This window comes from Nostoc sp. PA-18-2419 (genome assembly GCF_005869855.1).
GTDB lineage: Bacteria > Cyanobacteriota > Cyanobacteriia > Cyanobacteriales > Nostocaceae > Nostoc.
This window is the reverse complement of record NZ_SZNH01000024.1, coordinates 53,983-70,070: the sequence shown is the minus strand read 5'-3', so window position 1 is coordinate 70,070 and position 16,088 is coordinate 53,983. Positions and strand designations below refer to the sequence as shown.

At 39.2% G+C, this 16,088-nt stretch carries 11 protein-coding genes and 1 riboswitch; of the genes, 5 read left to right on the top strand and 6 right to left on the bottom strand.

What is annotated here, in order from left to right; translation table 11 throughout:
* Positions 1-87 precede the first annotated feature (87 nt).
* The 6 genes from FCR06_RS22195 to FCR06_RS32870 all read right to left on the bottom strand — a co-directional run bounded on the left by FCR06_RS22195 (position 88) and on the right by FCR06_RS32870 (position 6,053).
* Positions 88-1,113, bottom strand: coding sequence for a helix-turn-helix transcriptional regulator (locus FCR06_RS22195; RefSeq protein ID WP_138503609.1), 1,026 nt, complete (start codon positions 1,111-1,113; stop codon positions 88-90).
* Positions 1,114-1,273: 160 nt separating this feature from the next.
* Complete coding sequence (locus tag FCR06_RS32875) at positions 1,274-1,414, bottom strand: hypothetical protein (protein ID WP_189523523.1); 141 nt, start codon at positions 1,412-1,414, stop codon at positions 1,274-1,276.
* A gap of 345 nt (positions 1,415-1,759) precedes the next feature.
* Positions 1,760-1,882: a hypothetical protein gene (locus FCR06_RS34345; protein ID WP_262984699.1), complete on the bottom strand. Its 123-nt coding sequence runs from the start codon at positions 1,880-1,882 to the stop codon at positions 1,760-1,762.
* A gap of 70 nt (positions 1,883-1,952) precedes the next feature.
* Positions 1,953-4,559: a TonB-dependent siderophore receptor gene (locus tag FCR06_RS22190; RefSeq protein ID WP_138503581.1), complete on the bottom strand. Its 2,607-nt coding sequence runs from the start codon at positions 4,557-4,559 to the stop codon at positions 1,953-1,955.
* Positions 4,560-4,654: 95 nt separating this feature from the next.
* A complete protein-coding gene (locus FCR06_RS22185) occupies positions 4,655-5,674 on the bottom strand; it encodes an AraC family transcriptional regulator (RefSeq protein ID WP_138503579.1) in 1,020 nt (339 codons plus the stop codon).
* Positions 5,675-5,885: 211 nt separating this feature from the next.
* Entirely contained in the window at positions 5,886-6,053 is a 168-nt protein-coding gene (locus tag FCR06_RS32870; protein ID WP_189523522.1) for a hypothetical protein, read from the bottom strand.
* A gap of 4 nt (positions 6,054-6,057) precedes the next feature.
* A riboswitch (cobalamin riboswitch) is annotated at positions 6,058-6,201 on the top strand.
* Between the two features lie 21 nt (positions 6,202-6,222).
* Here FCR06_RS32870 and FCR06_RS22180 point away from each other — a divergent pair.
* The 5 genes from FCR06_RS22180 to FCR06_RS22160 all read left to right on the top strand — a co-directional run bounded on the left by FCR06_RS22180 (position 6,223) and on the right by FCR06_RS22160 (position 15,416).
* A complete protein-coding gene (locus FCR06_RS22180) occupies positions 6,223-7,485 on the top strand; it encodes an ABC transporter substrate-binding protein (RefSeq protein ID WP_411268015.1) in 1,263 nt (420 codons plus the stop codon).
* Positions 7,485-8,573, top strand: coding sequence for a FecCD family ABC transporter permease (locus FCR06_RS22175; RefSeq protein WP_138503577.1), 1,089 nt, complete (start codon positions 7,485-7,487; stop codon positions 8,571-8,573). Before FCR06_RS22180 ends, FCR06_RS22175 begins: the two co-directional genes overlap by 1 nt.
* A gap of 848 nt (positions 8,574-9,421) precedes the next feature.
* A complete protein-coding gene (locus FCR06_RS22170; protein WP_138503575.1) occupies positions 9,422-9,589 on the top strand; it encodes a CopG family transcriptional regulator in 168 nt (55 codons plus the stop codon).
* A 486-nt stretch (positions 9,590-10,075) separates the two neighbouring features.
* A complete protein-coding gene (locus tag FCR06_RS22165) occupies positions 10,076-14,194 on the top strand; it encodes an AAA family ATPase (protein ID WP_138503573.1) in 4,119 nt (1,372 codons plus the stop codon).
* 739 nt (positions 14,195-14,933) lie between these two features.
* The gene (locus tag FCR06_RS22160; RefSeq protein WP_138503571.1) at positions 14,934-15,416 is read left to right on the top strand and encodes a hypothetical protein; all 483 of its coding nucleotides are present in this window, start codon (positions 14,934-14,936) and stop codon (positions 15,414-15,416) included.
* The last annotated feature ends 672 nt before the right edge of the window (positions 15,417-16,088 follow it).

The window sequence follows — 16,088 nt, the reverse complement described above, 5'->3', positions numbered from 1 at the left end:
CCAATAGACAGATATTCTCAAGTACCTCTTGAAGTCACCTTACGGAGTTTCAATAACCGTGTCTATCTGTAAAGCTGCAATTTTTTGTCACTTCAGCAACTTTTTTCCAAGTTGACATTCTTTTGGCGTAACTCCAAATTTTTTCTTAAAAGCTTGAGCAAAATAACCTAAATGTGCATACCCTACAGCGTTTGATACTTCTGCTACTTGCATTTTTGTCCCATTTAGCATGATTTTTGCTTGTTCCATGCGATAGTCATGCAAATAGCCAAAAACAGTAGTCCCAAAAATTTCTTTAAAACCTTGTTGCAACTTTCGTTCTCCTAAATGAACCATCTCTGCTAAATCGAGCAATGAGGGAGGATTATCTACTCGATAGATTAAGATATCTCTAGCATGATAAACTTTTTCAATATCTGCTGCTTTCAGATTAACTAATAGATGAATTGTTTGTTCTTTATACAAAAGTTGATTGAATTGTAGCGCCAGTAGTTCAATCACTTTACTTTCTAAATACATCCGCTTCATCATTCCCTGATAAGGAGCATCTAATATTTGTCGTAAAACAACAAACATTGCCGAAGTGATTTCTCCAACAGTGTGATGAAATCTCAACGGGTATTTATCTTTTAAAAAGGATTGTAACGAAGTAGGTAGAAATTCAAAGTTTTTGCTGAAACTTCTCAGCCAATCAGGATAAATATATATAGTTATATCTAAGCGATGCTCACCAGCCGAATGCTGCTCAATCTCATCTAAGTTTGGTAAATAAAATAAATAATTTTTGCCAACATACTCTATATAATCATCTGGAATTTCTTTGATTCCTGGAGTAATTGTTCGCAAATTACTGGAAAGGTGAAAATGAGAAATTAAAGGAAAAGGTTGTTCGTCATGATGACCMCAGACGCTTAAATCATGCTCAAAATATTCGTCTATAATAACAAGCAAAAGTCCTGGACGTAGCTCAACAGCACAAACAAAACCAGTAGAAAACCTATCTTTAGATTTAACAGCATAGTCAAATCCATTACATTTAAAAAGTTCCTTTTCCGTTTTTTCTAAATATTCTTGAAATAAGTTATTACTTTCTTCAAATGTTAGGATTTCCATCAAAATATCTCATCAATAAACTTGACTTACGAGAAAAACTAAGAAATATTCTCAATAAGTAAATTATAAACTGTACCTAACAAATATAAATCTAAGTGTAGCGATGCCTTTGGCAACGTCTTCTCCTTCTCCTATCAAAGACGCTACGCGAACGGAGATGTTAACGCGTAGCGTCTCCGTAGGAGTACGACGAACGCAACCGTAAATATGACTTTTTTAATAAATTGAGGGCGATCGCTTTACCATTGGCGTGTATTCTCAAGCTGAGGAAGAAAAAGGCGATCGCCATGCAAGCCAACACAAAACTGCCAACAAATAGTTAAATTTATTTAGGTAGATTTTCAATCTCATCTGCTGCATGATTCGCCTAGATGAGAATAATTGTATCTTTATAGAATTGCCTGACTGGAGTATGAAAAGCAAGAGCGATCGCTTCTCGTAACCAAAGAACCATGCTAACCTCGCCTAGTATTCATTGGGCGATTTTCTGATGGAGATACTATGCACCCACTCGATGCCGAAATCATTACTCTTTCATAAAACTGCCATGAAACTGTCCCTAGTACTCTAAACAGCGCGCCAGGAAACACAGTGTTTCTATCACTAGCACTTTCAAAATAATTCACATCAAATAAGTTCTTGATATTCAGCCCGACTCGCTAATTGTCACGGTAGTAAAAAATTGCAGCATCTGTCCGTACATAGCTGGGTAATGTAAACGTATTGGGTAAGTCTCTCTGGCGATCGCCCCCGTCTGTATTTCGAGCAAAACCTCTGGGTTAGCCCTGCCTAAAGCATTGGTACAAGCCTTTTGCTAACTCGCACAAGGCAACAGTTCGTTAAAACTGCCACGAAACCGTGCCCAGTACTGTAAATGGCGCGCCAGGATACACGCTGGTTCTACCAGTGGAACTTTCAAAATAGTTCACATCAAACAAGTTTTGGATATTCAGCCCGACTCGCCAATTGTCACGGCGGTAAAAGATTGTAGCATCTGTCCGTACATAGCTGGGTAATGTAAACGTATTCTCTAAGTCTCCCTGGCGATCGCCCACAAAAAACAAGCCACTGCCAAATCCAAACCCTTTCCAACTTCCAGTTTGAATTTCATAGGTTGTCCATAAAGAAGCACTATTTCGGGCAACATTATTCGGCAGATTTCCCTTGAAAGCAGGTCTGGAATCTTCGGTGATTTCGGGATCAATATAGGCATAACTGGCAATGATGTTCCAACCGGGCAAGATTTGTCCTGCAAGATCAAACTCAATGCCCCGGCTGCGTTGTTCACCTATCTCGAGGCTGAATCCTGGTCGGGCTGGATCAGATACGGCAATGTTTTGCTTGGTGATTTGGTAAGCCGCTACGGTTGCTGCAAGTTTGCCATCCAGAAATTCTGTTTTCACCCCGACTTCAAAAGCTTCACCTGTAGTTGGCTTAAACGGTTTTTCACCTGGGCTTGCGTCGAACCCATTAGAGGGTTGGAATGATTGACTATAACTGGCATATAAAGAAACTGGCGGCAGGGGTTGGTAAACCACTCCTACACGAGGGCTAAAAGCACTGTCTTTTGGTTCATTTAAAAACCCATTTACCTTGTTCTCATAGGAAGCATCTACAAAATCGAAACGTCCACCTAGCAAAATTTTTAACTTGTCTCCAATAGAGATTAAATCTTGGGCGTAGACACCAATCGAATTTTGAGGAATTTGTGTGTCTGTTGTTTTATTCTCAAATCGAATTGAAGGTAGGTCGTAATTTGGGTTAAAGAAATCAATGGGTGGTAAAGCAGGTGTTGGGCTGAATGTTTTTCGTATGTAATTAGTTCGACCTAATTCCAAGCCGAAGAGTAAATCCTGCTTAACTATGCCAGTCTGGATCGTTCCAAGAACATCAGTTTGCAAAAAATAATTCCGTGACCTAGCTTTATCCAATCTAGCGCGACGATTTAATGTCCGATTGTCTGATTGGAATCCTAAATTATAGGCAAAAGCCTCCTGATAATCTTCAAGCTCAGCTCTGAACCCATTGCGGATTGACCAATTATCACTAAATTTGTGTTGAAAACGATAGCCGAGCGCAAGATAATCACGATCTAGTTTCAAATTTGAGTCATCGACATACCGGGAGCGGGGGACTCGTCCAAAGGGGCTATTAAGAACAGAACCAACCGCCGGAATACCCCCGTACTCTACTTTTAAGGTATTGAGATACTGAGCTTCCAATGTTAGACTAGTATCCTTACCAAAATCAAAACTAATGACTGGCGCTACAAAAACTTGCTCTGTTTTCACAAAATCAACAAAGCTACCAGAGTTTTGATATGCTGCGTTCAAGCGATAGCGAATCGTTTTGTCAGCGTTGAGTGGACCGGAAATATCAAATGTTGGACGGTAAAAATCAAAGTTACCAATTGTTCCTTCAACAGCATAAAAAGGCTCTCTTAGGGGTTGCTTGGTCACGATATTAAGAATGCCACCCGGTTCGCCTTGACCGTAAAGGACTGATGCTGGTCCCTTGAGAATTTCGATTTGTTCAATGTTAGCGACATCAATCTGGCGACCCAGGAAGTCGTGCCGCTTAAAACCATCGACAAAGACATTATTAGCATCGTCCTGAAACCCTCGAAAGATAAAAGTTTCACCAGTCGCAGTTTGAGAACCGTTTCCGCCTGGAGTCACCCCACTGACGTTCTGAACGGCTTCCCTGGGTCGAGTAATTCGTTGATCCTGTAAGACTTGACGAGGGATAACCTGAATCGACGCGGGAATGTCGCGGATGGGCGTGTCAGTTTTCGTCGCAGTTGTCGCATTAGGCACCTTATATCCATCTTGCTCACCTGTCACTACTAATTCAATTGGTTCATCACTAGATGCTGATGGTTGAGTTGGCTGTGTCTGGTTTTCAGCCTGCTCGGCTGGGGGCTGTTGTGCCGAAGGTACAGTACTCGCAACGGTGAAAATCAAACCCTCATTTGGACTGTCATACAATTCGACAATTGGTAGAGTCGTCTCACCTGTCACTGTCACCCGGATAGTCTTGGCATCAAAGTTAGTTACCGTTATTTCAGTAATACCCGCAAGTGGTTTTTCTGATCGGAATGTGAATACATCGCCTGATGGTAGGCGCAGTTGAGCATTAGGAATATCAACAATAAAGTTATTGCCAGCACTGCTATTTACCAGTTGTAATTGTTGTCCAAGAGTTGTTTGTAAAATAATATCCACACCTTTATCAGTGGGATTTGCCTTAACTCCAGTAACTTGCACAACTTCTGATGTTGGCAACTGCACTCTTGTTTCGGCGCTGGTGAGCGGAAGTTTTACCTCACGGATGCTAGGGATATTAGCGATATTTTTTTTAACAGTTTCTGCCCAGCAAGGCCCAACACCCAATACTAGTAGCGCACTTACCATCAACACCATTTGTTGCAACTGATTTATGCTCATACCATATAAAAACTGATAAGTATTCTCAAGAATATTACTGGACAGACTAGTATGAGTTAAAAGAATTTTGAACGCTAGACGGACTTTTTTGAACGTTAGACGGACTTTTTCTGCTGTATCTGATATTCTTTGGGACTAAGACCAAATTTCTTCTTAAATGCGGCTGCAAAGTAACTCCGATTAGCAAAGCCGATGCTATACGCCACCTCAATCACGTTCATTTCCCCAGTATTGAGGAGTTGTCGTGCTTTTTCCAGGCGATAGTCGTGGAGGTAGGCAAAGGCAGTTGTGCCAAACACTTGACGAAATCCTTGCTTGAGACTGCGATCGTTTAATCCTACTTGCCTTGCTAATTCTATTAACGATGGTGGATTGTCAAGATTTCCTAGTAAAATATTTCTTGCATGATGAATTCGCTCAATATCATATAGTTTCAGTACATTAGAATTCTGCCTACCCTCTTTGATTTCCAACTCTTCTTGAACTGTCAATGTCGTCAACTCCAACGCCTTGCTTTCGAGATACATCCGCTTGGTTATTCCATTGTAGGGACAGCGCAAAATTTGCTGTAAAATGTTTTGCATGACTACTGTAGTTGTTCTAATGCCGCCATAACTGGACTGTTCTGTTGGACTAACAAGACATTTTAACGCTGAAGGAATTTCCCCCTCTACATTGCCTGCAAATGAGCAAAGTAGCTCTGGTGCCATCCAAACAGACACAGCCAAATGATGTTCTGGTAAAGCTGCATTCAGTTGTCTAGGATCTACGCCACTACCCGCTAAAAAGTACTGTCCTGCCCCCTCTGTTCGATGCTTTCCCGTGGGAACATCCCAAGTTTCATTGCTTCCTGACAAAGTGAAGCAGTACTGTATATCGTTGCCGTTGCCTCCACGTTCTGGGACTTTTACAACTAGACGGTCATTAAGTAGGTAGTCGTTGATCAGCAGTCCCAATCCCTCTCGTAACTCGATGGTTCGGCTGTATCCTTCGCCAAACTGGGGTGGATATTGCCAGAGTATATCAAATTCGTCTGAAGGATCATAGCGTCGTTTGGTTTGTTCAACTTCAAAATACAGTCCCCAGAAAGAATTCCGTGAAATGGTGATGGTCATTTTGGCATTGATCGCACTACTTGCAATAGTTTCTCATAAAAGTGGGGTGTGGCAGCGATAAGCGAGCGATTAGCCTTTTCTTACCAGACGCGATCGCGTGATATCATGTCTGCCTAATTAGTTATAATTCCTGCATCTGTGCAAAAAGAAGGAAAACTCTTTTTCCCCTTTACCCAACGGCAATACCACCGCATCACCACACCCGTCACCATCAAAACAGTGGAGGCCAACCCCACAAAATAGAATCGCCTGACTGGAGTATAAAAGGCAAGGGCGATCGCTCAGGTAGTTGTGATTGCTCTTCGCCTGTAACTCTATCAACCCCTACAAGCGATACACTTGTTAAAAATTTGTTGCTTTTGCAGATAGCACGCTGCAAAATATGCTCCAATGCAGAGGTCGGTTCTGATGGGGAGCAGCCATCAGACGCAAGGGGGAAAGTTCGGTGTAAATCCGGCGCTGTCCCGCAACTGTGAAGAGACCTTGGTCTGTGAGTCAGGATGCCCGCCGATGGTTAACTTCTGGTTCACACCATCTGCGAGGTACGGATGATGGCTATAGTTGCGCGGCTTTTTCGCGATGCGTGCGGCGGGCGCTTACGCCATCGCAAGCTGGTTTTTGGTATTGCTGTAGGCGTGAGCCAATTCTTGTTAATTGTCACTTTAATCATTGCTTGCCATAACACAGCAATCAATACATCTACAAATAATATCAATAATTGTATTCAAAAATACGAGCAAAATACTGATTACTTTCCAACTAAAATCAAAATTACTCATGCCATAGGCTTGACAGTAGAATATTACAAACATTATAAAGTAGTCACCATTAAGAATCCTTGGCAGAATGCTAAAACAACATTTAAATATGCTTTAGTCCAATGTGGAACTCCCACACCAAAAGGATTTAATCAAGCACAAGTAATTACAGTTCCGATTAATTCCATTGTCTCTTTATCTACAACTCATTTACCACATTTAGCTAAGTTAGGAGTAGTTGATAAACTGATAGGAATTAGTAATAGTAAGCAAGTGAATACGCGTGAGGTGGTAGAAAGAATCAAAGCAGGGAAAGTCACACAAGTAGGTAATAATGCCAATGTGGATATCGAGAAATTATTAGAATTAAATCCTGACTTGGTAACAACTTTTGGTACGGGTGATTCCCAAACTGATAACTATGCCAAACTCACAGAGGCAGGCTTGAAAGTTGGAATTAATGCTGAATATATGGAAGATACGCCATTGGGAAGAAGTGAATGGTTGAAATTTACTGCTTTATTTTTTAATAAAGAAGAACAAGCAGAAAAGATATTTCAAGAAATTACTCATAAATATGAACAAGTATCTCAAAAAGTCAAATCTGTAAAAAACCGTCCCACAGTATTTGTCGGATTTAACTTTAAAGGTACTTGGTTTATGCCTGGTGGTAAAAGTTATGTAGCTAAATATCTTGCTGATGCGGGTGCAAACTATCTCTGGAGTGATAATAAATTCTCTGGTAGTCTACCTCTATCTTTTGAAGTTGTTTTAGAACGTGCGGCAAACGCTGACTACTGGTTGAATTTTAGTCAATCTTGGCTGAGTTTACAAGATTTATTGGCTGAAGATAATCGCTATGCTGATTTTAAGGCAGTGAAAACAGGGAATCTTTATAATAATAATGCTCGTGTCAATGAAAGTGGAGGTAATGATTACTGGGAAGGCGGAATTAGTAACCCAGATACAGTTTTATCTGACTTGAGTAAAATCTTACATCCAGAAATATTGCTTAATCATAAACTATTTTATTATCACAAAATTAGTAAATAATGTTAATTAAAAAAATTAACTTTCAAAGTTCCATATTTAACCAAAAATCACCGTTGTTAAAAAGTATTTTTTTCTCAAGTTTACTGATAGGTTTACTATGTGCATTTTTATTGGACTTAGCTTTAGGCTCAGTTCATATACCTATCAATGAAGTAGTCAAAATTTTACTTGGACAACAACCAGAAAAAGCAACATGGGCTAATATTATTCTCAAATTCCGCCTACCTAAAGCTTTAACTGCAACTTTAGCGGGTGCAGCTTTAGGTGTGAGTGGCTTACAAATGCAAACTTTATTTAAAAATCCCTTAGCAGGGCCTTTTGTATTGGGTATTAGTTCTGGTGCGAGTTTAGGTGTGGCGTTAGTTGTATTAACAGCAAGTGCTACAACACCAACATTATTAGCAGATTTGGGAATCATTAGTGATTTTGGTTTAGTCATAGCAGCAAGTCTCGGTGCAGCATTAGTTTTAGGGATGATGTTAGTTGTTTCTCGCCGAGTGCAAGACACAATGACGCTACTAATTTTAGGTTTATTGTTTGGCTATGCTACTAGTGCAATAGTAAGTATTTTGTTGCAGTTTAGCTCAAAAGAACGTATTCAAAGTTATATCATGTGGACTTTTGGGAGTTTTGCTGGGGTGACTTGGAGACAGTTAGTTGTTTTAATTCCAGTGATAGTTTTGAGTTTATTGGGAGCGTTGCTACAGTCAAAATCTCTGAATGCTCTTTTACTGGGTGAATCTTATGCACGTAGTTTAGGTTTAACGGTGGAGAAAGCTAGGTTTTCTATTATTTCTACTGCATCTATATTAGCAGGTGCAATTACTGCTTTTTGTGGCCCGATAGCGTTTCTAGGTGTGGCAATTCCCCATTTGTGTCGTAGTTTTTTCAATACTTCCGACCATCGGATGTTAATTCCTAGTGTAATAATCATGGGTGCAATCTTAGCCTTAATTGCTGATTTGTTTTCTCAACTTTGGGTAAGTCAGATGGTTTTACCTTTAAATGCAATTACTGCTTTAATTGGTACTCCTGTTGTTACTTGGGTAATTCTGCGGCGTAATTCTCAAAAATCTTTTCCATCATGATTGATACTATGTCAGTTTAAAAACTTATCATTTAGACTGAGGTGGGGACACAAAGAGATTTTGATCGCAAGTCATTAGCAGGACATGATATTATATCCTTATTTAGGAGACTTCAAGAAATAAAAATAACTACTTAAAGTTGCTGAATGATGACTAATGACTGTTTTTTATTCAGTCTAAGCAGTGCAATCTTTTTTATTAAAAAACTTCTTAATAATTTAAATATTCAATTTGATTTTACATGCGATCGCCACTAGATTAATCACTTTGATTTTTCAACTTCTTTATGTAAACAGTAAGTGAATAATTTCAAAAATTAAAGCTAATTATTACAGTTGATTTATCTCAAAATTGCTGTAGGGTTTATGCACTCATGACGAACAATTAAGTCTTTGCGATTACATCTACTACAAGACGCTCCACGTAGCTTGCTTCCACGTTCACGTAGCGTCCCGCAGGGAAGTGATATGCTTTACTCGTAATGACGTAAAATCGTAATCTATACGTAAGTCTTGTGCTGTAAATATGCTATTACCAAAGTTGATTAGTTAGAAGAATTAACGCTGATTTTAATAACCGGGTTAATAAAAATGCCTTTTCTCTAACTCAGTGAATATTTTGTGTTAATATGTATATTTTTATATTTACTTCACACAATATTGATAATTCTTGCAATTGAATTAACTAAACTTTATGTTTTCATAGTAAAATTTATTTCTTAACTGTTGATCCATAAATACGGCATTCGTCTTCATTGTTTCTTAAATGCAATTTCATTGATTATACCATTGTAGTAACAGCATAAAAAACGGATATTAGAGAAGTAGTTACAAAATATATTTTGTCTAATCATGAATAAAAAATGGGCTGTTAAACGATTTACAATTAACCTGGCAGCGGAGGAGGCACAAAAGCTTGAGCAATATTGCTCAACTACAGGGAGACCAGCAACCGACGTAATTCGGGAGTTAATTCGCACTCTTTCTATTAATGAGGAAAAACTTTCTCAAAAATAGAGCGTGTTTGTAGAGGCAGGCAATAGGCAATATGGAAAGATTGATTGCCTCTTGCCAGTTGCCCTTGCCTATATGTATCTAACTTTTCACGGCATCTAGAAAACCTCACTTCTATTCCTCTCCTCTCATAGGGGAGAGGCTTTGAATTTCCCCCTTTCCTAGCAAGGAAGGGACTAGGGGGTTGGTTTCGCGTTGGTTTTTCTAGATAACGTGAAAAGTCAGATATCTATCTATTGCCCTTCATCAATATTGACATTTCATTTACTCTCGCCAGCAAAAAACTTACGTAAAAATGTTATGTCCTTTGGTACGTCCAATCACTTAAAAAACTTTTGGTGGAAATGCGCCCAGACATCAAATAAAACTTACTGTCTCCATCTGCAACTTGGGAAATGCGATCGCTCAAAATCAAACTGAGTTAGATGAAGCTTATATTTGGGCAAAATATTGGAAATAAATGGCTGATTTCACAAGAGTCGATGGAACATGAATATAGCAATTGAGCCGAACGCCAAGCTTCTAAACTATCAAATTACCGAGCAACTTTATACAAGTTTTAGAACGCTGGTTTACCGCGCAATTCGAGAGGAGGATCGACTTCCAGTAATTATCAAACTGCTTCAACAAGAGTATCCTACTAGCTTCAGCGAACTCCTCCACTTGAGCAATCATTATACGATTGCTAAAAATCTCGACCTGCCAAATATTGTTCGCCCCTACAGCTTAGAACCATACGGTAACAGCTATGCCTTGGTAATGGAGGATTTTGGCGGGATTTCTCTTCGAGAATGGATGAAAGCAGCAATAGAGAGTAACCCAAATTTATTGGAAGAGTTTTTAGATATTGCGATCGCTTTGAGTGAAATTCTCGATGGACTTTACCGCCATCGCACAATCCATAAGGACATCACACCTGCGAACATTCTGATCAATCCGCAAACTAAGCAAGTCAAGTTAACAGATTTTAGTATTGCCTCGCTTTTGCCTAGAGAAACGCAGGAAATTCAGCATCCTAATGTCCTAGAAGGTACCCTGGTTTACCTTTCTCCCGAACAAACTGGACGGATGAATCGCCAAATTGACTACCGCTGCGATTACTACTCGCTAGGAATTACATTTTATGAATTATTGACTGGACAGCTACCTTTTCAATCTGACGATCCGATGGAGTTGGTTTATTCTCACATTGCTAAGCAGCCGCCTTCCCTTTGGGAAGTCAAAAGTCAAAAGTCAAAAGCAGCTAGTGCGTTGGGTGGCTTTGGTGACTTGAAGCAACTGGCTTTTAAAAGTGAGGAGATCCCTAAAATTCTGTGTGATATGACGATGAAATTGATGGCGAAAAATGCCGAAGAACGCTATCAGAGTGCATTAGGGCTGAAACATGATTTAGAAGTTTGTCGGCGTCAACTACAGGAAACTGGACGGATTGAAACATTTGTATTAAGTAAGCAGGATATTTGCGATCGCTTTATCATCCCTGAAAAACTTTACGGCCGCCAAGCTGAAGTTGAAACTTTATTGAGTGCATTCGAGAGAGTCAGCCAAGGAAGCACTGAAATTATTTTGCTAGCAGGCTGCTCTGGAATTGGCAAAACCAGTGTAGTTAACGAAGTTCAAAAGCCGATTGTCCGACAACGGGGTTATTTTATTAAAGGTAAATTTAACCAGTTCTGCCGCCATATCCCATTCGCTGTATTTGTACAAGTCTTTCGAGACTTGATGACACAATTGCTCGGTGAAAGTTACACCCAACTCGAACAGTGGAAGCCCAAGCTTCTCAAAGCCTTGGGTGAGAACGCACAACTAATAATTGAGGTGATTCCAGAACTAGAAAGTCTGATTGGTAAACAGCCTCCTGCACCAGAACTCTCAGCGAGTGCAGCAGAAAATCGCTTCAATTTGCTGTTCTTGAAGTTAACTCAAGTATTCGCTGCACCAGAACATCCGTTAGTAATCTTCATTGATGATTTGCAATGGGTGGATTCTGCTTCTTTAAAATTAATACAGTTGTTGACGAGTGAAGCTGACATTGGCCATCTACTATTAATTGGTGCATACCGTGAGAACGAAGTTAAAAACACACATCCCCTACTACTAACGTTAGATGAAATTCAGAAGTTAGGCGCTATAGTCAATACAATTATTTTAAATCCTCTTGATGAAATCTCTCTCAATCATTTAGTTGCAGACACATTGAATTGTTCCCTGGAGTTAGCAACACCGTTAACAGATTTTATATTAAGTAAAACTAAAGGCAATCCTTTCTTTTGCACCCAGTTTCTCAAAGCGCTACATCAAAATCAACTAATTATATTTAACCCCCGCTACAACGGAAAAGACCCCCGCAATGCTAATAAGGAAAGTCAAGGGTGGTGGGAATGCGATATTGCTCAGGTGCAAGCGCTCTCTTTTACTGATGATGTAGTGGAATTCATGGCAATTCAACTGCAAAAGTTGCCAAAGCAGACTCAAGAAGTTTTGAAGTTAGCAGCTTGTATAGGCAACCAATTTGATTTGATGACTCTGGCAATTGTCTATAAAAAATCCCAGTTAGAAACAGTCGCAGACTTATGGCAAGCCGTGGAAGATGGGTTGATTATTCCTATCAATGAAGTCTACAAATTTTATCATAATTCGTCATTGGTCACTAGTCATTTGCAAAGGGCAAATAACAGAGGACAAATGACAACTTACAAATTTTTTCATGATCGCGTCCAGCAAGCGGCTTATTCACTGATTCCTGACTTGGAAAAACAAGCTCTAAGCATGAGCAAATCAGCAACTTCTAGCAGCAATGCCTCATTCATGCTGGATATGACAACGGTTCTCAAAGCTTTTCAAAGTCTCTCTAGCGAAATCGAATTAGATAAATTACTGAATACATTGCTTTGTATAGTCATTGAAAATACTGGAGCCGATAAGTGTGTGTTGCTACTGCTCAAAGAAAATAGATTGGTCGTCGAGGCAATTGCTCAAATTGGGCAGCAATCAACTATACTACAATCCATCCCGATTGAGGATAGCACAGACGTGCCCCGTAGCCTGATTTACGCTGTCAAATGCAACCTGCAACCTAGCGTCATTATTGATACACCTATGTATTCTACGCCGATCGCCGATCCTTATATCATGCGTCAGCAACCCAAAAGCTTGCTATGTATGCCGATTCTACACCAAGAGAAACTATTGGGGATTTTGTATTTAGAGAACAATCTCAATACTGCGGCGTTTACAAGCGAACGCGTGGAAATTCTGAATCTATTATGCACTCAAGTTGCAATCTCCCTAGAAAATGCTCGAGTGAATCAACAGGTACAAGATACTTTAAAAAACCTTGGTCAAACCGAACAATTTTTGCAGCTAATTATTGATAATATTCCCCAATCTATTTTCTGGAAAGACCGCAATAGCTTTTATTTATGGTGTAACCGCAACTTTGCTAAGGCTGCGGGTTTAAAATTGCCAGAAAATATTGTCGGTAAAAACGATTACGAGCTTCCTTGGACTGAAGAAGAATCAGATTGGTATATAGAATGCGATCGCCGCATTATGGAGTCTGGACAAGCTGAACTCAACATTATTGAAACATCGCAGCAAGCAGACGGCAAACAAATCTGGGCAAATACAAACAAAATTCCCCTACGAGATAAAGAGGGAAACGTTTTAGGCATTCTTGGCACAATTGAAGATATCACCGAACGCCAGGAAGCAGAACAATTACTACAACAGCAAAAGCAACAATTAGAACAAGCATTGCAAGAACTCCAAATAATGCAATTACAATTAGTGCAGAGTGAAAAAATGTCTGCTTTGGGGAATCTCGTAGCAGGTGTTGCTCATGAAATTAATAACCCGATTGGCTTTATTGCTGGTAATATCGAACCAGCTAAAGATTATGTTAAAGAATTGTTTGGGCTAATTGACCTCTATCAAGAAAAATTTCCTCATCCTGGTTTAGAAATTGAAGACGAAATCAATGCGATGGATTTAAATTATTTACGCGAAGATTTGCCTAAATTGCTAGATTCAATGAGATTGGGTGTTAGCCGAATCCGCAGTATTAGCAATAGTTTGCGAAACTTCTCTAGAGCCGATCAAGATTACAAAGTTCCCTTTGATATTCACGAAGGCATTGATAGTACTATTTTGATTTTGAGACACCGTTTAAAAGCTAATCAGAACCGTCCGGGAATTGAAATAGTCAAAGATTATGGCAAGTTACCTTTAGTAGAATGCTTTGCTGGACAACTCAATCAAGTGTTTATGAACTTGTTAGCAAATGCCATTGATGCACTTGAAGAATACAATATAGGGCGAAGTTTAGATGAAATTTTAGCTAATCCCAATTGCATCACTATTAAAACTTCTATAGCTGCTGATAGTAATCACGTTTTGATTAAAATTGCTGATAATGGTGTGGGAATGTCATCAGAAGTTAAACAAAAAGTATTTGACCATCTTTTTACTACCAAACCAGTAGGAAAAGGTACAGGATTTGGATTAGCGATCGCTCGTCAGATTATAGTAGAAGGACACGGTGGTTTACTCTCCTGCTATTCCGAGCCAGGAGAGGGTACAGAGTTTATTATTCAAATCTCTAGTTAACAAACTTAAAAGATAATAAATCATCTTTGTTTGATATTTTCTTTGATAATTTTATTTTGATTTTTAAGTAGGATAAAAGCAAGGATATTGGTACTGTATATACTAGTGCTGTAAATGGTTTTGGTACATTACTACTTGACCTAAAAGATATTTTTATTCAACCAGAAAGTACTATTAGCGATGAAAGTCTCAGCTAAGCGTTAGCGCTGAATAATGTTAGTTTACAGGCTAATTAAGTACCAGATATAAAACAGCAACCACCACTAATAGAAGCTACTGGATGGATGATTAATCAACGAGGACAGATGGAGTTAGTAGCAAATACTACATAAGTAAGCTAAATCACATCTAGTTTGCATATCTAAAATTGATATAAGTCTTGTGGAGTGGGCATTTTGCCCGCTCTAATTATACAAGTTAAATGTGGAACAGCTTACAACCTGATGGTGCAAGAAATGAAAGTGACTGCGGGAATTTATCCAAGTAAAAACAATCCCCCGTGAGTAGCTGATTGAAGTCGATGTAGCTGCCAATTATACAAAGACTAGCAGTAAAAGTCTGAGGTACTTGATTTGGAAGGGTTGGACTTGTCAGAATTAGGCGTACCTGGTACTGCCCATTCCCCAATTCCCAATAGCTTGCTAGAGCGAATCTTCAATTCAAAATTCAGATAAATTTGCTTCCCCTAGTTTTCCCCGATTGTTTAGTAATCTACAAAATATCGAACAGAGGTTATTTTATGATTCACCATATTTCTATTGCTGTTAAAAACCCCAAACATGTTGCCCAAGTTCTTGGAGAAATTTTAAAAGCACAAGCTGTTCCTTTTCCTCCTAACCCAGGAAGTTACATGGTTCTACCTTTCGATGAACATGGTACAGGCATTGAACTTTATCCTCTGGGTTCTCAAATAGAACCTGGTGAAGGCGATGAGGGAGCCGTATTTGTGCATACTGCTATCAATTCGAGGTTTACAGATATTCATGCAGCTATTTCTGTACCCACCAGCCAGAACGAAATTGAACAAATTGCTGTCCGTGAAGGCTGGCGTGCAGTGCGCTGTAACCGCGATTCTTTCTTTGATGTGATTGAGTTCTGGGTAGAAAACAGATTAATGATTGAATTCCTCACACCAGAAATGGCGTCTCAGTATTTGAAATTTGCCACTCAGAAAGAAAATCTGAAATATTTTTTGGCAGAGCCGGCGTTAGCTACAGTTTAATAAATATTAAAAACAATCCTATTTTTTTAAATCCCTGGCTTCTTTAAGAATTCAGGGATTTTTTTGATGCCAATAGTGTTGATCTACTCATTAGCATTGTTAACTTTTCCCCAACCCCCACTCAGCCAGCATCCACGAGGGTCTTAAGACTTCTGGTAAAAAGTCAGGTAATTGCGAGAGATAATAGTCCGGGTGGTAAGCTGTTCTACATTTAACTTGCATAATTAGAGCGGGCAAGATGCGCACTCCACAAGAGTTATATAAATTTTAGATATGCAAACTAGATGTGGTTTAGCTTGACTTGGCGGCGGCGGTAACTCTGTTAGCGGAGCACCAAACTCGGGCGATCACTTTTCAACTATTGTTTTAGCCAGTCACCGATGCCAATTTTGATACTGAGTCATCAGTCATCAGTCAATAACTTCAAACGGGATAATTTATTTGTTAAAGTTCCCTAACACTTCTCTGATTAATGTTAAGAAATATTTCGTTAATAGTATTTCTGACTAATGACGCAGATCGCAAAGGAGAAAACGAGTTACATTTATTTACAATGTCTTCAGTAGAAATTAATATATCTAACTCTGTTTCATCACTCTAGAAAACGAAAAATCAGATACCATTTTTAATCTAAAACAAAAAATGGCTTTGAGTTTTTATTTTCTAATGCAA